The sequence below is a fragment of the Acinetobacter sp. YH16040_T genome, assembly GCF_024605785.1.
In the GTDB taxonomy this organism is placed as follows: domain Bacteria; phylum Pseudomonadota; class Gammaproteobacteria; order Pseudomonadales; family Moraxellaceae; genus Acinetobacter; species Acinetobacter amyesii.
In genome coordinates this window covers 779,304-800,555 of the sequence record NZ_CP094541.1, presented here as the reverse complement: position 1 = coordinate 800,555, position 21,252 = coordinate 779,304, and the positions used below count along the sequence as shown (strand labels likewise).

Genomic DNA, 21,252 nt, shown 5'->3' with positions numbered 1-21,252 from the left:
TATCACTATTACTTAAAATACCAATTTTCGAGTAAATTTCAATCATTATTTTTGGACTGATTGGTATAATTTTTTTCACTTTCTGGCGGTGATTGTTCTGTCTGCTCCAAATCAGTGCGTTCTGATTTTGCAAAAATAAAGCGTCGTGCGCTCGCCAAAAAACCCACCGTGATCCCTGCAATAATCACTGGGGCTAAAAATTTATTCGGTGCTTTTGCCATACAATATTCCTTATAGAGCATTAAAATCGACCACCTAAACGTGGCCGATTTTGTACAGACGGAACAGGTTAATTAGGGTCATCCGGTTTTGGCGGAGTTACAGGTGCCGAAGGTGCATCGACCTCTTTTTCAGCCTCACCAGTTGAACCAAATGGATTATTTTGGGGTTGATCACTTGGGTTTACATCCAATTGATCTGGCGTGGCAGTTTCTTTTTCACTGACGCCGGGAGCAGCCTGTTGAATGTTTGGATAGCCATCATCGGTTTTCACTTCAGAAGTCATCACAGATGTTGATGGCGTTGGACTTACTGCAGACGATGTAGGCGTATTAAAGGTGGTTTTTGCCTTCGCCTGTTCCTGTACTGGATTCGGTTCGTTGGCTTCACGTTTTGCTTTATCAATAAGATCTGATAACAATCGTTCCGCCGGATTGCGACCACCTAAACCAAAGGCCAAAGCGAAAGCAACTGCAACCGCACCGAGAGTTAAACCAAAGGCCAAATTCACGATCGAGTCGGCAATACCCATGGCACGCAAGCCCATGGCTACAACCAAGCCCATAATCAGCACACGGACCAAATTACCTAACCAACGTGAACTGTTATATTCCCCTCGTTGCACCACATTTGCCACAATATTGGCAAGCCAGAAACCCACCACCAAAATTACAGCACCAAGTAAAATACTTGCACCGAACTGGATAAACATAGCAATAAGGGAACTGATTTGCTCAAAGCCTAAACGGTTAGCAGCTTCAGATACCGCAAACAACATTGTGAAAAATACAATGAGGCAACCGACAACATCCGACACTTTGGTTTTGCCCAAAAAGCGTTGAATGTCTAATTTTTCTGGCACAGTATCAACACCTGTACCCGAGATCACATCCACCACTAGACGTGCTACAAAGCGTGACACCACATAGGCCAAGATTAAGATTAAACCTGCGGCAATGATGTTCGGTATCGCATACATGATCTCATGCAACATGGCTGTTGCAGGCTGAGAAATCGCCTCGATACCAAGTGCTTCGAAAGCCACAATTAAAGCCGTGATAATAACTATAGCAAAGACAAAATTACCCAAAACTTGAGCAAGTTTTGCGTTTTTAAACATGCCCACTTTTTCGACTTGCTGCTGCAAACTCAAACTGTTCACCAAGCCTTCCACGATACCTCGCACAATCTTCGCCAAGATGTACCCCACAAAGACGATGACACCGGCAATAAAGATATTGGGAAGATAAGAAACAACTTCAGTGACCATATTTTGGATTGGGAACAATAGACCGTTCAAACCCAAGATCGATAAAACAATCGGTAGGAAAAGTAACAAAATCAGCCAATATACAATTTCACTGATATTTTGACTGATTGGGCTGACACCAACCTCAGAACTAAGTTTTTCATCGAGTTGGGTTTTATCAAGCAGTTTCTTTGAACCGACTTTGACCAAACTCGCCACGATCCAACCAATAAAACCTACAGCTACCGCAGCCAAGAGCTGTGGAATAAATAACAAGAACTGCTGAATCATGTTACTGAATGGGCCACTGACACTAGTCAAATTCAGTACATTGAGTGCACCAATGACGGCAATGATCAAAATAATCCAGAACACTACTCTGGAGACTATATTTTCAACATTGGAACGGTGCCCAGTTGCATTTGAAAGTTTTTGATTTGTACCTAATTTTTGCAGAACTTTTTTGACGCCAGCAGCAACCAATAAAGCAATGACCCAACCTATCAGGAGAATTGCTACTGCACTTAAAATGGGGTGAAACTGTTCCCAATAATACATGGCATCAAAACGGCCACGCGGACCACCCAGATAATCATTCATACGTTCGCCCTCATTGTTATACATGATCTGTTGTTATGTGCATTTTTACGTATGCCGCGTATCACACAGCATTAATGCTTTGAACTTAAGCTTTCTTTTCCACCTTAGTTTTTGCGTATTTTTTAATCAACCAAAGTATGCATAACTCCAACAAAAGCTCACAATTGAATGTAAAAAAGCCTTGGCATAACCAAGGCTTTATTTGTGTCATTCTGATGAGATGCTTAAGGTTCAGATCTTGCAATCATGTAAATCTGACTCATGTATTTATCATCAATGATCTGTCGCAGTTGCAGTATTTGAATCATTGGCAACAGCTTCATCCCCCGCTGTACCGCTAGTCGTATCATTGGCAGTTGCAGTTTGTGCATTGGGTGCAGGATGATCAGGTGGTGCATCCGAAGCAGACGGTTTCATATCTGCAAACATATAAAACAATAACGCGATTAAGAAGATACCCACTAAAATTAGCATATACACTGGGATACGTTTTTTTTGTGTTGTTTCTTCTGCGCTGGTGGTATGGGGCGGTTTATTAAAATCGTGTGTCATATTCCCCTCGCTATTTTGTTGTTCGTCGTTCACTTTTTATACTAACAATACAATATCCTTTGTTGTGTGAAGAACAATTACAATCCGTGAAAACATGTAACTTGAAAGATCAGTTCAATTTACATCCGTCTTGCTGTTTAAATAGATGACTGATTTTTAGATTTAAAATCAATCACTAAGGTAAAAATATCGGAGCATGAAATGAATGTACCATTTCAATCGTATTCATTTTCAGAGTATCAAGTGTTGCAAAAATAAATGCTTTTTTGAGCTAGATGGAATTCTCTGCTTTTGATGAATGAAATGAGCTATAATCATGCACCTTATTTTTCACCTGTTATCAAATCTATGGCGTACCATCAACAAGGTGTAACGCTTGATCTTGACACTGACGTCACTCATCAATGTTCCCTTCATTACACTCGTGATCAGCATCTTATTGGCATTATTGAATTTAGTAAGCCAAGTTATGTGTTGAAATGGGGTGATTTGGAATATTTCCGCCGACGTACTGAAGAGTTTTCAGTGATGCCATTCCCTGAATGCATCAATGCGATGGTGATTGATATTCGAAATATTGCGGCTTTTTTAGATAATGAAGTGCCTATTATTCCTTGGCGCTTGCTCGAAGAAGAATGCCCGATTCGCTTAGTTGTTCCCCAAGATCGACTGGAGCATTATGCTGGCTTTTTTGAACCGACTTGGTTGACTTCCGACGTAGACACAGCGATTCAAGAAATTCGTGAATTTATGGATATGTTTGTGCATTAACACGGAGATTAAACTAAAGTTTAATCCCGAAAACCTCCATTTGGAGGTTTTTTTATGCCCTTTTATTTTAATGATTTATTTCACAATCAAATTAATTTAAATGATATTCAACAACTTACAACAAATTTACTTATAAAAAATCTTCATAACGTATCCCATTTCTTAGTAACAATTCGGCAATAAATTTTGCTTGAGCCTTGTTCGATTTATCACCTAAGATGTAGAAAATGATCTCTTTTTTATTGTTGAAACATTCTTAAAAACAGAGCAATAAAACTAAATACGTAACAAGATCATAAAAAGTGGATATTAAATCAGGGTAAAAGGAGTTTTAACGATGACGTCAAAAAAACATTTAGCAACTTTGTTCTGTGCAAGTGCGCTCACTTTAGGGCTTAGCGCATGTAGTGACAATAAAGCACCTACAACGGATAAAGCTGCAGGAAGTGAAGCTGCTGTTTCTGACTCAGGGACTTTAGATAAGATCAAAAAATCGGGCACGATTGTTTTAGGCTATCGCGATTCATCGATTCCATTTTCATATATCGCAGATAATCCAAACCAACCTGTGGGTTATGCGCATGATCTTCAATTAAAAGTAGTTGAAGCAGTAAAAAAACAATTAAATCTTCCCGATTTAAAAATCCGTTATAACTTAGTGACCAGCCAAAACCGAATTCCATTGGTTTCTAATGGCACCGTCGACTTAGAGTGTGGTTCAACCACCAACAATAAAGAACGCCAACAACAAGTTGATTTCTCAACAGGTTTCTTTGAAGTGGGTTCACGCTTACTTACTGCAAAAGACTCTGGGATTAAAGACTTCGCTGACCTTAAAGGTAAAAAATTAGTCACCACGGCAGGAACGACATCTGAGCGTTATATTCGTCAACATGAAAAAGAGTTAGGTATTGGTGAAGTCATTTCTGCCAAAGACCACGCTGAGTCTTTCCTCATGCTACAAAATGGTCGTGCAGCGGCATTTATGATGGATGATATTTTGCTGGCGGGTGAAAAATCGAAAGCCAAAGATCCAAATAAATGGGAAATCGTGGGTACAGCACCGATTCAAGAAATTTATGGTTGTATGCTACGTAAAGGCGATACTGGCTTTAAACAAGTGGTTGATGATGCAATCAAAGCGACCTATAGCTCTGGTGAAATCAATGACATGTATAAAAAATGGTTCCAAACGCCAATTCCACCAAAAAATATCAATTTGAATTTCCCGATGTCTGATCAATTAAAAGCATTGATTAGCAATCCACATGACCGTGACGAATAACTTTCCCTAAACATTCTAAAGATGCTTAAGCCAAACGGATTTTGGCTTAAGCTCATTATAGGGAGTTCCTATGAATTATAGCTGGAATTGGGGTGTGCTGTTCCAATCTACTGGTGTAGGTGATTCGACCTACCTGAATTGGATTTTAATTGGAATCGGCTGGCTGTTTGTCATCGCTTTGGTGGCATGGAGCATTGCGATGGTGCTCGGCAGCATCTTGGGTATTATGCGTACCCTACCGAGTCCTGTAGCACGAGGTATTGGTACGGCCTACGTAACTATTTTCCGAAATGTACCCTTATTGATTCAACTGTTTATTTGGTTCTATGTTGTACCTAACTTCCTCCCTGCTGCGATTAAAAGCTGGTGGATGAATGACCTTGGGGCAAATACGACCGCCTTAATTTCCGCAAGTGTCGGCTTGGGTCTTTTTACAGCTGCACGGGTCTGTGAGCAAGTCAGGACTGGTATTGAAGCGCTTCCTTTGGGGCAAACCAATGCAGGTTATGCCATGGGATTTAGCACGGCTCAACTATACCGCTATGTGATCTTACCGCAGTCATTCCGCACGATTTTGCCACCTCTCAGCTCTGAGTTGACCAACTGTGTCAAAAACACCTCAGTTGCGTCTTTGGTCGGTGTTGCAGAAATCATTTCACAGATGAAAACCATCAGTGAATACACGCAAAACACCATCGAAATTTATACCTACGTCACCATTATTTTCATCGTGATCAACATCTGTTTAATTGGTTTCATGAATTTTCTGGAAAAACGCCTACGCGTTCCTGGCTTAATTGCAGGAGATAAATAATGGAATGGCTCAGTTCTTTTATTCAAGACCTCCAAGCGTCTGGCCCTGCACTATGGCATGGTTTCAGCATCACACTCAAAGTGGTGATCACGGCAACCATTGGTGGTGTCTTTATTGGGACTTTATTGGCGTTGATGCGCCTGTCCTCGATTAAGGCTTTTAATATTTTTGCTAAAGGCTATGTGAACCTCTTTCGTTCTATTCCTTTGCTCTTGGTGCTGATGTGGTTCTACTTTGCAGTACCCTTTATCTACACAGGGATCACAGGTAACTATCTAACGATTGATACTGCCCTCGTTTCGAGTATCGTGGCCTTCATGCTATTTGAAGCTGCTTACTTTTCAGAGATTGTCCGTGCCGGGATTCAATCAATTCCTAAAGGTCAAACTTCTGCAGCTTATGCTCTCGGTATGAGCTATAGCCAAGCAATGCGCTTAATTATTTTGCCGCAATCTTTTCGCAAAATGACGCCACTGCTTTTACAGCAAACCATCATTCTGTTCCAAGATTCAACCATGGTTTATGCCATCGGACTGTTAGACTTTTTCCGCACCAACTATGTTCGAGGCGACCTCATGTCATTGTTAACTCAATACATTCTGTTTGCCGGTTTGGTGTATTTCACTATTAGTATGATCGCCACCTATGCAGTTAAAAAATTACAACGGAGGTTAAGTGTATGACCGATCAAAAAACGATGATTGACCTCCAAAATGTCAGTAAATGGTATAAAGATTTTCAAGTGCTTACCGATTGCACGACTCAAATTAAACAAGGTGAAGTGGTTGTGGTGTGTGGGCCTTCAGGTTCTGGTAAATCAACACTCATTAAAACCGTCAATGGACTTGAGCCTTTTCAAGCCGGTACGATTTTGGTCGACGGTATTTCCATTAATGACCCAAAAACCGATTTAAATAAATTGCGTAGTCGTGTTGGTATGGTGTTCCAGCACTTTGAACTGTTTCCACATTTATCCATTACAGAAAACCTGACCATTGCGCAGGTTAAAGTCTTGGGCCGATCAGAAGCCGAAGCCAAGAAAAAAGGCTTGGCTTATTTAGATCGTGTGGGTTTAAGTGCGCATGCCGCTAAATTCCCTGCACAGTTATCAGGTGGACAACAACAACGTGTTGCGATTGCACGTGCGCTCAGTATGGACCCGATTGCCATGTTGTTTGATGAGCCGACTTCGGCACTTGATCCAGAGATGATTAACGAAGTGCTTGATGTGATGGTCGGTCTTGCCAAAGAAGGTATGACCATGATGTGTGTAACCCATGAGATGGGCTTTGCGCGTCAGGTTGCGGACCGTGTGATCTTTATGGATCAAGGAAAAATTATGGAAGACTGCAGTAAAGATGATTTCTTTAATGCCCCTCGTGGTGAACGAGCGCAGCAGTTCTTAAATAAAATTCTGCATTAACATCAAAACGTTTATTTAACTGATGTTACACAGTAACATCAGAAGCGCAATTTGATTGAAATAAAAGTACGATACGCGGTAACGTCATCCGCAAGTATTTGAGATAGGACTTCTTCTAATCAAAAATTTTTTTGCGATACTTTAGATAATTAGACGCTAGTGAACGAGTTTTGTCGGTGAGGTGCATTGCACCGCAAGATGGTTTCCTTGCGAAGCACGCTTCTCATTTTGCCTAATGAGAAGCGTGCTTCGTAAGAGTACCTCCAGCCGAAGGCTAATCCCTTTATTCATTCTCTTGATGTAAGACTCCGTCGAATTGGCTTAACAATCATTTTAAAAATGCAAAATTACTTTTGCATGCATAACATCAGTTATTTAATTTCCGAAAATAAAAAAGCTCATCCATCGATGAGCTTTTTTCATGGCACCTTACCAATAGTTTTCTACAGCAATATTACCTTCACCACGGCGGTTCATGGTCAAACCGCGCGCCTTTAATGCTGCCTTGGTGTCATCAACCATTTGTGGATTACCACACAACATGACATGCGTCGTTTCCACATTAAACGCTAAGCCCGCCGCCTGTTCTAGCTCGCCATTTTCAATTAAAACTGGTAAACGATCATGCAGCGGTGCATTTGGATCACGTGTCACAATAGGTATAAATTTAAAACCCGTATGCCCTTCACCAAAGGTCTCGGCGATTTCTTGAATACGCTCGATATAAGCCAATTCTGATACGGTACGCACACTGTAGACTAGATTAATTTTTTCGTATTTAGACCACGTTTCAAAGTCTTGTAGCATTGATAAAAATGGTGCAAGACCCGTTCCTGTCCCCAACAGCCATAAGTCCTTCGGCAATGGCAACTGATAACGTGCCAAGGTAAGGAAGCCATAAGGGACTTTTTCTAAATACAGCTCATCACCCATTTGTAGATGCTGTAAATTCGAGGTAAAAGCACCATCTGGAACGACGATAGAGAAAAATTCTAAAGTTTCATCAAAGGGTGACGACACCACAGAATAGGCACGAACCACCAATTCATCGCCCACTTTCAAGCCGATTCGTGCGAACTGACCAGCGGTAAATTTAAAATGCGCAGGACGTGTCATGGTAAAACTGAACAAAGTATTGGTCCAACGGTGTACAGATAAAACCTTTTCTAAGCTAAATTTTTCAATTGACATGATTTGAACGTGGCGTGACAGACTGTGCTCATGTTAGCATGACAGCATAATTTATTAATATTTTTTAAATGTTAAGGCCTGATTCATGCGCATGACTTTACGCCAGTTGGCTGTTTTTGTAGCAGTCGCTCAAGAAGGTACCGTTACCAAAGCCAGTGATGCTGTCAAACTTACTCAAAGTGCAGCAAGTATGGCATTGGCAGACCTCGAAGATGGTCTCGGTGCTCCACTGTTTGACCGACTTGGTAAACGCTTGCAATTGAATGACTTGGGTCGTTTTTTATTGCCACAAGCTTTGGAAATTTTAGGGCGCTGTGAAGCTTTTGAACAAGCAGCGAAAGGCGAACTACAAAGTATTGATCTGCGTTTGGGTGCGACCCTAACCATCAGTGACTACTTGATGCCAGACCTCATGGCAGATTTCCTACAAATTCAGCCTCAAGCACATTTACAACTTCAAGTCGGCAATACCCGCCAAATGATTGAAGCGGTAAACCAATTTCAGTTGGATTTGGCCTTAATTGAAGGTTCATGTCATCTGCCACAGCTGCAATGTATTCACTGGCGTGACGATGAACTTGCTGTGTGCTGTTCACCTGAGCACCCTTTAGCGAAGCTGGATCGTGCACTCACTGCGGCTGACTTTGATAACGTAGAATGGATCTTACGTGAAGAAGGTTCAGGCACACGTGAAGTATTTGATAACGCAATTTTAAAAGACCTGCCAGATGCCAATATTCGTTTAACCTTGGGTCATAACGAAGCCATTCTAAAAATCGTGGCAGGTGGTCTTGGTATGTCATGTATTTCTAAACTGGCAATTGAGCCTTTACGTGAAAAAGGTCAATTGGTGGTTTTAGATACGCCGTTTTGGCAACTTGCCCGTCCATTATTCATGTTGGTACATCGTCAGAAATACCAAGGACCGGGTCTCAAAGCCTTTATGCAATTTTGTGAAAAATCTGTCTAAATAAAAAAAGCGCCTAATGGCGCTTTTTTTGTGAATGCTTCCATTACCACCTAGAATCATTCTCACAAGCAATACCGTCATTATCACCATCCATCTTCGTGTTTGGACAATTCTTAATAAACCACTGAGCTTCATCTCTTGAGCGCATTTGACTGCAATACTGTCGTCCATCACAACTAAACTGAGCTTTTTCTACTGCCCTTGGCGAATCACTTGAAGCAGGTGCCTGCGCAGTGTCTTGAACAACAGACTGAGCTTGCGTTGAAGCTGTTCCGTATAGATTTTTTTCACCTTGCTCAGACAGCACCCGATCGGGTAAATCCCCCTGAGCTTTACGTTGTTCTTTTACGATGTTTTCATTTTCTTGCATGAGCTGTTGTAAATGTTGTTGCTTCTGTTCTTGGTACTGCTGATATTTACTATAGACGGCCACAGCTAAAACTAGAATCACAATGAGTCCAATAATACTGATGATTTTACTGCCCCAAACTGTGCCTTTGGCTATATCGTGAGGAGTAACTTGATCGTTTACTCGATCTAGCATTGATTCAAATGACGGATTTATCTGTTCATGAGTGGACTGCTCTTTTTTCAAATCTAAACGGATGATATTTACAGCTTTAAATTTACCTTGATCTGCTTCAATCCTGTATTTGAGATTTTCTCCAACACGTGGTTCGATGTGTCGGCTAGGAAAATCACGAATATGAAAAAATAAATCCTTTGCTTGATCTTGTTGTATAAATCCAAAGCCGCGCTCAACGTTATAGCTTTTGATTTTCCCCTCTTTAAACATAAAAATTGTCTATCATCTTTTCTTTTAATGCTCTTATGATAATAAAAAAAGAGGCCCTATAGACCTCTTTCGATTTCAAAGAAATCTTAAAATTACATTATTTACGCAAATTTGAAAGCAATGCTGAAGTAATCGACTGGTTATTTGCCACGACTTTAGATTTTTTAGCTTTTGCAGATTTGTCTTCTTCACGCTCAATGTTAATGGCCTTATAACGATCACCATTTTCCACCACATTAAATTTCACGCGATCATTACGTTTTGGTTCGACACCATCTGCGGGAAAGTCAGAGATATGGAAAAATACATCACCTTCTTCGCATGAAAGAAAGCCAAAGCCCTTTTCAGGATTGTACTGCTTCACTTTACCTTTATATTGTTCGGACTTCATAAAGTACCCTATTCCATTTATTCCAATGTCTTTAGTATATAAAAAAAGAGGCTATAAAAGCCCCTTTTCTGTTCATGATGCAAAAATTAGTCTTTTTGAACTGAACCGAAAATTTTATCGCCTGCATCGCCAAGACCAGGAACGATATAACCGTTTTCATTTAAACCTTGGTCTACAGATGCTGTGTAAATGATCACATCTGGGTGAGCTTCATTCACACGTTTAATGCCTTCTGGAGCTGCAACAAGCACCATGACACGAATATCTTTACAACCACTGGCTTTTAGAACGTCAATAGCAGCAACGAGCGATGAACCCGTTGCAAGCATTGGGTCAATAATCATCGCTAAACGGTTTTGTACGTCTGGTACTAATTTTTTGTAGTAAGTACGCGCTTCTAAAGTTTCTTCATCACGCTCTAAACCCAATACAGATACTTTCGCACTTGGAATCAGGTTTAAGAAACCATCCAACATACCAATACCTGCACGTAAAATCGGTACGACTGTTATTTTTTTACCGGCAATACGATCTACAGTTACTTTACCATTCCAACCATCAATTTCATGATCGACCATTGGTAAATCTTTCGTTGCTTCATAAGTCAGAAGCATAGTCACTTCTTGAGCAAGCTCACGGAAGTTTTTAGTACTAATATCTGCACGACGAAGTAAGCCGAGTTTATGTCGAATAAGAGGATGACGGATTTCATGGATAGCCACGGGAGAACACCTAAAAGGTTAAGATAAAATTTCAACCATTATAAAGCTATTTAACAAATGATAAAAATAAAAAAGCCCCCTTTACAGGAGGCTTTTTTGTAATAAGCAAATTAATTGCTTAATTCATTAGTTAAAACCACTTTGAATTAAGCTAAAAATGAACTGTTGTAATTCAGGTGAGATCGCAAAGTATGCCACTTGAGAAACTGCAATGATTGGATCTGGATATACACCGATCAACAACACAAGAGCAGCTGCGCCAAGCACCATAATACCACCCACTTTTTGACCCCAATGATCGACAGCGTCGATACGTGGGTTTTCCGGTGGAGTCATGTACATCACAACCATCACACGTAGGTAGTAGTACAAACCGATACCTGAACCAAGGATAACCATCGCAGCTAAGAACCATGAACCACCAGCAACTGCTGTTTTGATCACAAGGAACTTACCAATAAAGCCCGCTGTTAATGGGATACCTGCAAGAGATAACATCATGACAGTGAGTGTTGCAGTCAACACTGGACGACGCCAGAACAAACCACGGTACTCAGCAAGACTACCTGCTTCGTCTTTGTTGTTGTAAGGGCTAGACATCAGTGTCACAACACCGAACGCACCAATCGTTGTTAATACATAAGTAATCACATAAACGTTGACGCTGCTAAATGTTGCAAAGCCTTGTACTTGAACAAAGTCAGTATTACGTGCACTTACAATCGCAACAAGTAAGTAACCAAAGTGAGCGATTGAAGAATATGCAAGGATACGTTTCAAGTTCACTTGACGTACTGCTAGTAAGTTACCCGCAAGGATAGACAATACTGCAATAATGGTCACGATTGTAATGAAGCTGTCAGAAAGGATTAAGCCAGAAGCTAAGAAGTAACGAACGAATAGACCGATCATTGCCACTTTAGCCACAGTCGCTAAGAATGTCGCGATTGGCGCTGGCGCACCGGCATACACGTCTGGTGTCCATTTGTGGAATGGCGCAAGAGACAATTTAAATGCAACAGCAAAGACAATTAGTGCAAGACCAAGGACTACGCCCGGTTGGCTGAAAGTTGTGAACATTTTGCCTGGTTCAGCAACGAATGCCATTGTACCTGTGTACGCATATACATAAGCCATACCCATCAACAACATCGCAGAAGCGGTTGCTGAAAGCACCAAATATTTCACACCCGCTTCAAGCGACTGTGAACGTTGGTGTGTATAAGCCAATAGGCCGTATACAGGAATCGACATTAACTCAAGACTGATAAAGAAAGACGCATAGTGCGAACTTGCAACCATTAACAATGCACCTGTTACAGAGCACAGCATCAAGATATAAAGTTCTTCACGGTTATCTTTATAGGTTTCGATATACGCATGTGACAATGTGCAGCAAGCAAGTGCTGCAATCAAAATCACGAATTGGTACAACATCGTAAATGGATCTACGATGAACAAATTCATTACGTTTGCAGGTGCATACTGCCCTGCAACGAAAACAAAAATAATATAAAAGGCTGCAAGGTTCAGACCGATAACGGAAGTCGTTGCAACTAAATTGTGGTTACGCTTGATTGCAATTAGCAACATCACGACGATCGCAGTTAAAGCCACGATCATCACAGGAGCTAATGGCATAAGCTCAGAAAATGACATTGTGAAGTCCATGGCTTATTGCATCTCCACATTTTCAGGTTGTACAGCAATCTGCTGCACAACATCAACGACTTCTTGAACTGGAATATAGCTATTTGCAATCCACGCCATGCTTGAATTTGAAATATCAAGGAACGTTTGTGGGAATAGACCAAGCCATACTAGACCAAGAGCACAGATTAAAAGAATCACAACTTCACGCGCATTTAAGTCTTTCAACGGATTTGCGTAATGCTGTTTTTGTTCTTCGTTTGGTGTACCAAACAACGCTTTGTGGATCAGGATTAAACCGTAAAGACCGGCAAATACTAAGCTTACTGCAGCAAAAATTGTATACACAGGGAACTTGTCATAAGAACCCATCAAGATCAGGAATTCACCGATGAAGTTACCTAGACCCGGAATACCTACAAGTGCCGCAACAAAGAACATTAAGAAGAATGAAAGGTATTGGAACTGACCACGGATACCGCCCATCAAACGCATGTCACGTGTATGCAGACGTTCGTAAACCTGACCACACATAATGAACAATGCAGCAGAAGATAGACCGTGAGCCAGCATCATAATCATCAAGCCTTGGAATGTCAGGATGTTACCTGCATACAAAGCAAGAAGTACGAAGCCCATGTGCGAAATAGATGTGTACGCAAGCAGACGTTTCATGTCTGTTTGTTGGAATGCACACCATGCACCGTAGAAAATACCGATTAGACCAAGAATGATCGCGATGTCAGCAAACTGAGCAGATGCTACTGGGAAGAATGGAATAACGAAACGTAAAAGACCATAAGCCGCAGTTTTAATCAAGATACCTGCAAGGTCGACAGAACCCGCTGTAGGTGCTTGCGCATGTGCATCTGGTAACCAGCCGTGTAAAGGGAAAACTGGAAGTTTTACCGCAAAACCAATGAACATACAGATCATGAATGCATACGCAAGTGCTGGAGCTTTCGCCTCAACAGTGTGTGCAACACTCATCAAGAAGTCATAGTTAAAGCTGATTTGACCGTGAAGTTGGAAGCCAACAACCACTAGACCCAAGATACCGATCAACATGATCAGACCCGCAACCTGAGTATAGATAAAGAATTTAGTTGCAGCGTAAACGCGTGACTTACCTTCTGCCCCTTTATGACCCCAAAGTGCGATCAAGAAGTAGATTGGTACTAGCATCATCTCCCAGAAGAAGAAGAATAGGAACATGTCAATCGCTAAGAATACACCGATCACACCACCTAAAGACCAAAGTAGGTTTAAGTGGAAGAAACCAACGTTCTTTTGAATCTCACCCCATGAACAGCCGACCGCAAGTACACCCAGTAATGCAGTTAAACCCACCATAAGCAGTGAAAGACCATCCACCGCAAGGTGAATGTTAATCCCTAAAGTGGTAATCCACGGTAGGTTAAATTGAGCAGCCCACTGTGGAGCTTGTGTACCCAACTCGTAGTTATAAGTACCGCTTTGCCATAAAACGACGGTTAACACCAACGTTAATAGCATACCAATTAAGGCAATATAGCGTGGTAAGTGCTTGTCGAGTTTATCGACAAGCCAGCATACAAAACCTGCAATGAACGGAATAAGGATCAGAGCGGGTAGAATTAAATTGTTTGGAGTTTCCATTTTATTTCCCCACGACCTGAATCACGACCAGGATCAATAGTAATGCAAACGTACCGAATGCCATACTAGATGCGTATTCACGCAATGAACCTGTTTGACGTGAACTTGTAAAGCTATTACCGCCTTTAACAAGTGCAGGCAATACAAGCCATAAGCCGTCAATTGGATCACGACCAAAGATTTTAGCCAGTAGCAAATAAGGCTTAACGAAAACAATGTTATACAAAGCATCGAAACCAAGTGCATTACGACAGATATTTGCAAGACCCGCGCCCAGTGAAGTTTTCGCGAACGATTTCACTGCACCATAAGCAAAGGCAAATAACACCACACCAACTGCAAGACCTGCAAGTGCAATACCAACAGCTGTGTATTCAGCGCTATGCATACCGTGTTCTAGTGCTTCTGGAATATTAAACGCTGGGATTTGTGCAGCATTTAAAATATTCGTTACTGGTGCTTTTAATACATAAGCTAAACCAGTTGAAAGCACTGCAAGAATCGCCAATGGACCCCAGTAAGTAACACCTTTGATTTCGTGGTAAGGCGTGTTTTCTTTACCAAAGAATACAACCCAAATAAGACGGAATGTATAAATTGAAGTTAAGAACGCACCTGCTACACCAGTCCAGTACAAGCAGTCATAAACTGCAATCGCTTGACCTTTCACCCATACCGCACCAAGAATCGCATCTTTCGAGAAGAAGCCGATCGTGATGAATGGAATCGCAGCCAATGCACCGCCACCAATCGCGAAACAAGCAAACAAGAATTTGTTTTTGTGGAATAGACCACCCATCTTGAAGATGTTTTGTTCGTGATGGTAAGCCAAAATCACTGCACCAGAAGACAAGAATAATAATGCCTTGAAGAATGCGTGAGTCAGCATGTGGAATAGACCAGCTTGGTAAGCTTCAGCACCTACAGCCATAAACATATAACCCAACTGACTCATAGTTGAGTAAGCAAGAATACGTTTGATGTCTGTTTGTACCAATGCAGCAAAGCCTGCAACTAACAATGTCACCGCACCTGTGATTGAGATGAACATCATCACTTCTGGCGCTTGTTCAAACACGCTGAACATACGGCTACATAGGTAAACACCTGCTGTTACCATTGTTGCTGCGTGGATCAATGCAGATACTGGTGTAGGACCAGCCATCGCATCTGCTAACCATGTTTGTAATGGGATCTGAGCAGATTTACCTGCAGCACCCAAGAACAACATCAATGCAGTCCAAATCGCAATTGAAGAACTCTGAACCAAAACTGTTGGCGCAGCAGCTACAACTTCTGCAATGTTTAAAGTGCCGAATTGTTGGTAGATCAAGAACAATGCGATCAGTAAGAATACGTCACCCACACGTGTCACAGTGAATGCTTTAATTGCAGCAAAACCGTTTGCAGGTGTTTGGTAGTAGTAACCAATCAATAGGTATGAACATAGACCTACACCTTCCCAACCGAGGAATAACAACGCTAAGTTGTCACCCAACACTAAAAGCAGCATGCTTGCTACGAATAGGTTGAAGTATGAGAAGAAACGTGCAAAGTCTTCTTCGCCACGCATGTACCATGTTGCAAAGATGTGAATTAAGAAACCCACACCTGTGATCATGCCCATCATCAATAATGATAAGCCATCTAAATGAAGCGTGAAGCCCGGTGCTAAGTTACCTGCACTGAACCAAGTCCAAAGATGCTGAGTTGTTGCAACTGAACCATTATTAACAAAATCGATACCGGCAATTAATGCAAATAAAGCTGAAAGACCAACTGAACCTGCACCAATAATTGCAGCAACTGATTCAGGAAGATTTTTACGACCTGCCGCCAACAGGATAAAACCAATTAGCGGGAAAAGTACTGTTAAATATAAATAACTCATCCGCGCATCTCACTAGCAGCATCCACATCCAGATGATGGAAGCGATGATAGAACTGAAGGACGATCGCAAGACCGATACAAGCCTCTGCTGCAGCAAGCGTTAAGATCAAGATAAACATCACTTGACCATCTGGCTGTGCCCATGCGCTTCCTGCCAAAACGAACGCTAAAGCAGCAGCGTTCATCATGATTTCAAGGCTCATTAAAATAAATAGTAGGTTGCGTCGAACCATCACACCGTAAAAACCCAGTGCAAAAAGAATGGTTGCAACGATCAAACCATGTTCTAAAGGGATGTTGCCCATTATTCTTTGTCCTCTTCTGCACCTGGCTCACGTTTGCCAAGATGGAATGCAGCGACAAGTGCGCCAAGCAATAACATCGCAGCAACTTCAACCAGCAATAAGTACTGAGTAAAGAGTGAAGTACCCACTTCTTTCGGACCGACAACTTGAGCACCCATGACAGTGCCTGCAGTTGTGTAGTCTGACTTCAACATCCAAACAAGGATTAGACCCATTAGAAAGCTCATCAACGCAGGATATGCCCACGCTGAAGAAGTCAGCCATTTGCTTTCTTGTTCAACTGTATTTTGACCAAGATTCAGCATCATCACGACGAATACGAATAGCACCATGATTGCGCCAGCGTAAACGATAATTTCGAGGGCACCGGCAAACGGCGCACCCACGATCATGAAGATACCTGCAACTGCAAGTAAAGAGATAATCAAGCTTAATAAAGCGTGTACTGGGTTCGTGTTAGTTACAACACGAACGGTAGAGACGATGGCCACAAGCGCCATCAAATAAAATGGCCACATCATGGTAATAGACTCCGTACATCAACTGGTGTGCTTTCGCGTTGAGCCTGACCTTTATCTTTACCAGCAACAGCCATACCTGTTACGCGGTAGAAGTTATAGTCTGGGTATTTACCAGGACCTGAGATAAGAAGGTTTTCTTTCTCATATACTAAGTCCTGACGAACATACTCACCTAACTCAAAGTCAGGTGTCATTTGAATCGCAGTCGTAGGACATGCTTCTTCACACATACCGCAGAAAATACAACGTGAGAAGTTGATACGGAAAAATTCCGGATACCAACGACCATCTTCTTTTTCAGCTTTTTGTAGTGAAATACAGCCGACTGGACATGCAACCGCACAAAGGTTACATGCAACGCAGCGCTCTTCACCATCAGGGTCACGCGTTAACACGATACGACCACGGAAACGTGGTGGTACGATGTCTTCCGCTTTAACCTCTGGATATAAAATGGTGTCACGTTTACGTGTCGCGTGTGAGAATACCATCCACAACGAACGTACAATTGACCCAAATCCAGCTAGAAATTTAAACATTTTATTCTCCCTGCTGTCTTAGGCCTGATTCATCAGAATCACAGCACCAGTTACCAGAAGGTTAACCAACGCCAATGGCAAGCAAATTTTCCAACCAAAGTTCATAACTTGGTCATAACGTGGACGCATTAAAGAACCACGAGCCAAGACAAACATCATTACAAAGAATGCTGTTTTAATAATGAACCAGAACGCAGCTGGAATGAATGGAATATCTAGGTTGAAAGGCGCTAACCAACCACCGAAGAATAAAGTCACGATTAATGCAGAGATCAATACGACGTTGACGTATTCCGCAACGAAGAACATACCCCATTTCATACCGCCGTATTCGACATGGTAACCTTCCGCCAATTCTTGTTCTGCTTCTGGTTGGTCAAATGGATGACGGTGAGTTACCGCAACACCCGCAACCACGAAGATCAAGAAACCTAAGAACTGAGGAATAACAAACCAAACATCACGTTGAGCTTCAACAATTTCACGCATGTTGAATGAGCCTGCAATCGCAACCACACCCATTAGTGAAATACCCAAGAACACTTCATAAGAAATGGTTTGAGCAGCAGAACGTAAACCACCAAGTAATGCGTATTTGTTATTTGATGACCAACCACCGAACAATACTGCGTATACCGCAATACCAGCCATTGCCATAAAGAACAATAGACCGATGCTCATGTCTGAAACACCTAGATAAGGTGAAACAGGAATAACCATGAACGATAGCACCGCAGTTGCCATCGCAACTGCTGGAGCCATACGGAAAGTCAATTTGTCAGCAAATTTTGGTGTCCAGTCTTCTTTGAACATGATTTTCAGCATGTCGGCAACAATCTGGAACATACCGCCCGGACCTACACGGTTCGGACCGTAACGGTCTTGCCACAAGCCGAGTAAACGACGTTCAATAAAAGACATCAACGCAGCGATCAATACCACAACCAGTAAGATCACAATTGCTTGAAGAACTGAATAGGCGATTGGCCAGTTTTCAGCCCACAGCGGCGTTTGACGGATTAATTCTTGTTCCATGAATTACACTCCTACCGCGACTGAAACAGGTTCTGCAAGCGATACTGTAGGTGCTAGACCCACTGGGTAACCGATATAACCTGTAGGTAAGTATTCAATCACTTGAACTGGAAGGACGATTTCAGCATCCCCTGCTTTCACAGCGATACGTTGACCATCTTGAACATTTAAGCGTGCTGCATCTTGTTCACCCACAGCAAACATTGCTTCAGGAATACGCGACTCCATCGCAGGTGTTTTCACTGTAAATTCACCAGAAGCGAAGATGTGATGCATCGGTACAAGACGGAAGCTTTCACCATTAACCGCAACTGGTGCAGGTGCAACGAATGTACGTGCTGGACGTTTCGCTAAACGATCGAATAAACGAACGCCTGCATCGCCACCTTTTAAGTGACCACCCACGTTGTCTTGGAATTTGTTCCAAGCTTGTGGAGAGTTCCAACCTGCAGACCAAGCAAATGGTACAAGTGAAGCTGGAGTTTGGTTACCTACATAACCTTCCATAGAGAACGTCAACGCAGAGTCTTTATCGACTGGTTGTTTTGGTTCATGAATAGAAAGTGGTGCGCGCATCGCAGTACGACCTGAGTAACGACGTGGTTCACGTGCCACTTTCAGACCATGTACACGGAAGCCAGCATCTGGTGCGACATCTTGAATCGCTTCAAGTGCAGGAACGTTTTTCGCTACTGACTCGATCACGTCATCAAGAAGTGTCCAAGAAATCGCTTTGCCTTTCACGCCAGTTTCAATGGCATGTAACCAGCGCCAAGATTCTTTGATCGCAAGTTCAGGTTTATAGTAGCTTGGGTCATACACTTGGTAGAAACGTTGTGCACGGCCTTCTTGAGAGACAACAGTACCGTCACCTTCAGCAAATGAAGCAGCAGAAAGTACGATGTTGGCTTTCTTCACAGTTTCAGTTTCAGAATGATCAAGTACAATCACTTCTTTACCAGAAAGTGCAGCATTCACCTGAGCGGCTGGTAAACGACGATAAAGGTCATTTTCCACCACGATCACGGTATCGTAATCTTGTGCAAATGCTTGTTCTAAGCTTTGACCACCAAAGATCGCTAAGCCCATTGAGTTCACTTCAGGAACAGTCAATGTTAAGCCCGCATTACCAAGGTTCTGTGCAACTTGTGCAGCAGCTTCCATGATTGATGCGTCTTGCAAGCTTGTACCAGAGATGATTAATGGTTTTTTCGCAGCTTTTAAAGTGTCAGCAATGGTTTGTGCAAATGCTTTTGCATCGTCATCCAAACCTAAGATCACTTCACCTTTGACAGCAGCAGCGACCGCAAAACCTAAACGTGCAATGTCGTTAGGTGATGCAACAACTTCACCTGTTGCAACATCAGCTAAACGTGTTTGAGTTGCAGCAAGGATGTAAATCGGAGATTTGGCATCTTGAGCAATACGTTGTACAGGTTCAGCCAACCACTCTTGCGTACGGCGCTCTGCAGCCATTTCTTTAGCTTTATTTTTCGCAGCTTGGCGAACAGATAGAGCCATACGAGGCGCAGTTTGAGTCAGATCTTCACCCAAAATCAACACAGCATCGTAGCTTTCGATTTCACGCATACCAGGGTTATAAACACCTTCGGTTTGCATAATAGAAGCTGCAAGTTCAACAAGTTTTTGCTCTTTTTGAGACATACCCGTTGAGAAGTTGTCTTGACCTACAAGTTCGCGAAGCGCGAAGTTTGATTCAAGTGATGCACGTGGTGAACCGATACCCAATACTTTTTTGCCTTGGATATTTTCAATTACGGTATCCAATGCTTGGTCTACAGAAACTGTAGTTACATTTGCACCAGAACGGAATTGTGGTTGACGTGGACGATCTTCACGGTTCACATAACCTGTACCGAAACGACCTTTATCGCAAAGGAAGTATTGGTTCACGTCACCGTTAAAGCGGTTTTCTACACGACGTAGTTCGCCATAACGTTCACCCGGAGAGATGTTACAACCTGAAGAACAGCCTTGGCATACGCTTGGCGCATACTGCATGTCCCATTTACGGTTATAGCGTTCAGAGTGAGTTTTATCTGTGAATACACCTGTTGGGCAAACTTCAGTCAAGTTACCAGAGAATTCAGATTCTAAAGTACCTGATTCTGGACGACCAAAGTAAACACGCGAAGCGTTTGCATACACACCAAAGTCCGTACCACCTGCATAATCTTTGTAGTAACGCACACAACGGTAGCACGCGATACAACGGTTCATTTCATGAGAAATGAAAGAGCCTAGCTCTTGGTTGTAATGCGTACGTTTTGTGAAGCGGTAACGACGACGGTCATGCTGAGTCATTACAGTCATATCTTGTAAATGACAGTGACCACCCTCTTCACAGACTGGACAGTCGTGTGGGTGGTTGGTCATCAAGAATTCAACAACAGAAGCACGGAAATTCTTTGCTTCGTTATCTTCAATCGAGATGTAGGTATTGTCAGATGCAGGCGTCATACATGACATAACTAAACGACCGCGAGTATCTTCAGGATTCGCGTATTGAGTCACAGCACATTGACGGCAAGAACCGACAGAACCTAAGGATGGATGCCAACAAAAGTATGGGATGTCGATGCCAAGGCTAAGACATGCTTGTAGCAAGTTCTCTGAGCCGTTGACTTCATACGATTTTCCATCGACATGAATTGTAGCCATAGTCGAAT

21 protein-coding genes are annotated in these 21,252 nt (G+C 42.3%); 6 read left to right on the top strand and 15 right to left on the bottom strand.

Translation table 11 applies throughout. The annotated features are described in order from the left end of the window. Positions 1-38 precede the first annotated feature (38 nt). The 3 genes from MST16_RS03810 to MST16_RS03800 all read right to left on the bottom strand — a co-directional run bounded on the left by MST16_RS03810 (position 39) and on the right by MST16_RS03800 (position 2,620). Positions 39-221, bottom strand: coding sequence for a hypothetical protein (locus MST16_RS03810; RefSeq protein ID WP_180009856.1), 183 nt, complete (start codon positions 219-221; stop codon positions 39-41). Between the two features lie 68 nt (positions 222-289). Next, positions 290-2,068 (bottom strand): mechanosensitive ion channel, encoded by a 1,779-nt coding sequence (locus tag MST16_RS03805; RefSeq protein ID WP_180009857.1) that lies wholly within the window; start codon positions 2,066-2,068, stop codon positions 290-292. Between the two features lie 273 nt (positions 2,069-2,341). Continuing rightward, positions 2,342-2,620 carry a hypothetical protein gene (locus MST16_RS03800; protein ID WP_078191085.1) on the bottom strand — a complete coding sequence of 93 codons (279 nt, stop codon included), beginning with the start codon at positions 2,618-2,620 and terminating at the stop codon, positions 2,342-2,344. Between the two features lie 348 nt (positions 2,621-2,968). Between MST16_RS03800 and MST16_RS03795 the strand changes: the two genes are divergently transcribed. From MST16_RS03795 to MST16_RS03775, 5 genes are all read left to right on the top strand, one after another. Next, positions 2,969-3,391, top strand: coding sequence for a hypothetical protein (locus tag MST16_RS03795; RefSeq protein WP_078191199.1), 423 nt, complete (start codon positions 2,969-2,971; stop codon positions 3,389-3,391). Positions 3,392-3,728: 337 nt separating this feature from the next. Next, a complete protein-coding gene (locus MST16_RS03790) occupies positions 3,729-4,676 on the top strand; it encodes a transporter substrate-binding domain-containing protein (RefSeq protein WP_180004747.1) in 948 nt (315 codons plus the stop codon). A gap of 70 nt (positions 4,677-4,746) precedes the next feature. Next, on the top strand, positions 4,747-5,490 hold the full coding sequence (locus MST16_RS03785; RefSeq protein ID WP_078191087.1) for an amino acid ABC transporter permease: 744 nt from the start codon (positions 4,747-4,749) through the stop codon (positions 5,488-5,490). After that, the gene (locus MST16_RS03780; protein WP_078191088.1) at positions 5,490-6,173 is read left to right on the top strand and encodes an ABC transporter permease subunit; all 684 of its coding nucleotides are present in this window, start codon (positions 5,490-5,492) and stop codon (positions 6,171-6,173) included. Before MST16_RS03785 ends, MST16_RS03780 begins: the two co-directional genes overlap by 1 nt. Beyond that, positions 6,170-6,913 carry an amino acid ABC transporter ATP-binding protein gene (locus MST16_RS03775; protein WP_373683439.1) on the top strand — a complete coding sequence of 248 codons (744 nt, stop codon included), beginning with the start codon at positions 6,170-6,172 and terminating at the stop codon, positions 6,911-6,913. Before MST16_RS03780 ends, MST16_RS03775 begins: the two co-directional genes overlap by 4 nt. A 429-nt stretch (positions 6,914-7,342) precedes the next feature. Here the strand turns inward: MST16_RS03775 and MST16_RS03770 are convergent, their stop codons facing one another. Beyond that, on the bottom strand, positions 7,343-8,104 hold the full coding sequence (locus tag MST16_RS03770) for a ferredoxin--NADP reductase (RefSeq protein WP_180009858.1): 762 nt from the start codon (positions 8,102-8,104) through the stop codon (positions 7,343-7,345). 85 nt (positions 8,105-8,189) lie between these two features. Here MST16_RS03770 and gigC point away from each other — a divergent pair, with 85 nt between their 5' ends. Then, positions 8,190-9,074 carry a LysR family transcriptional regulator GigC gene (gigC, locus tag MST16_RS03765; RefSeq protein ID WP_078191091.1) on the top strand — a complete coding sequence of 295 codons (885 nt, stop codon included), beginning with the start codon at positions 8,190-8,192 and terminating at the stop codon, positions 9,072-9,074. 43 nt (positions 9,075-9,117) lie between these two features. Here gigC and MST16_RS03760 read toward each other — a convergent pair whose 3' ends face one another. The 11 genes from MST16_RS03760 to nuoG all read right to left on the bottom strand — a co-directional run bounded on the left by MST16_RS03760 (position 9,118) and on the right by nuoG (position 21,244). Beyond that, on the bottom strand, positions 9,118-9,870 hold the full coding sequence (locus tag MST16_RS03760) for an excalibur calcium-binding domain-containing protein (protein WP_180009859.1): 753 nt from the start codon (positions 9,868-9,870) through the stop codon (positions 9,118-9,120). Positions 9,871-9,967: 97 nt separating this feature from the next. After that, positions 9,968-10,261: a cold shock domain-containing protein gene (locus tag MST16_RS03755; protein WP_168378567.1), complete on the bottom strand. Its 294-nt coding sequence runs from the start codon at positions 10,259-10,261 to the stop codon at positions 9,968-9,970. 86 nt (positions 10,262-10,347) lie between these two features. Continuing rightward, complete coding sequence (gene upp / locus MST16_RS03750) at positions 10,348-10,983, bottom strand: uracil phosphoribosyltransferase (RefSeq protein ID WP_078192289.1); 636 nt, start codon at positions 10,981-10,983, stop codon at positions 10,348-10,350. A gap of 126 nt (positions 10,984-11,109) precedes the next feature. After that, positions 11,110-12,654: an NADH-quinone oxidoreductase subunit NuoN gene (gene nuoN / locus MST16_RS03745; RefSeq protein WP_078192290.1), complete on the bottom strand. Its 1,545-nt coding sequence runs from the start codon at positions 12,652-12,654 to the stop codon at positions 11,110-11,112. 3 nt (positions 12,655-12,657) lie between these two features. Beyond that, positions 12,658-14,271 carry an NADH-quinone oxidoreductase subunit M gene (gene nuoM / locus MST16_RS03740; RefSeq protein WP_180009860.1) on the bottom strand — a complete coding sequence of 538 codons (1,614 nt, stop codon included), beginning with the start codon at positions 14,269-14,271 and terminating at the stop codon, positions 12,658-12,660. A gap of 1 nt (position 14,272) precedes the next feature. After that, positions 14,273-16,162: an NADH-quinone oxidoreductase subunit L gene (nuoL, locus tag MST16_RS03735; RefSeq protein ID WP_180009861.1), complete on the bottom strand. Its 1,890-nt coding sequence runs from the start codon at positions 16,160-16,162 to the stop codon at positions 14,273-14,275. After that, complete coding sequence (gene nuoK, locus MST16_RS03730) at positions 16,159-16,467, bottom strand: NADH-quinone oxidoreductase subunit NuoK (protein ID WP_067665227.1); 309 nt, start codon at positions 16,465-16,467, stop codon at positions 16,159-16,161. Before nuoK ends, nuoL begins: the two co-directional genes overlap by 4 nt. Then, positions 16,467-16,985, bottom strand: a complete 519-nt coding sequence (gene nuoJ, locus MST16_RS03725) for an NADH-quinone oxidoreductase subunit J (protein WP_171262661.1) — start codon at positions 16,983-16,985, stop codon at positions 16,467-16,469. The genes nuoK and nuoJ overlap by 1 nt, the downstream gene beginning before the upstream one ends. Beyond that, positions 16,985-17,527, bottom strand: a complete 543-nt coding sequence (gene nuoI / locus MST16_RS03720) for an NADH-quinone oxidoreductase subunit NuoI (protein WP_078191099.1) — start codon at positions 17,525-17,527, stop codon at positions 16,985-16,987. Before nuoI ends, nuoJ begins: the two co-directional genes overlap by 1 nt. An 18-nt stretch (positions 17,528-17,545) precedes the next feature. Further along, the gene (gene nuoH, locus MST16_RS03715; RefSeq protein ID WP_078191100.1) at positions 17,546-18,562 is read right to left on the bottom strand and encodes an NADH-quinone oxidoreductase subunit NuoH; all 1,017 of its coding nucleotides are present in this window, start codon (positions 18,560-18,562) and stop codon (positions 17,546-17,548) included. Between the two features lie 3 nt (positions 18,563-18,565). Next, complete coding sequence (gene nuoG / locus MST16_RS03710; protein ID WP_180009862.1) at positions 18,566-21,244, bottom strand: NADH-quinone oxidoreductase subunit NuoG; 2,679 nt, start codon at positions 21,242-21,244, stop codon at positions 18,566-18,568. Positions 21,245-21,252 lie beyond the last annotated feature (8 nt).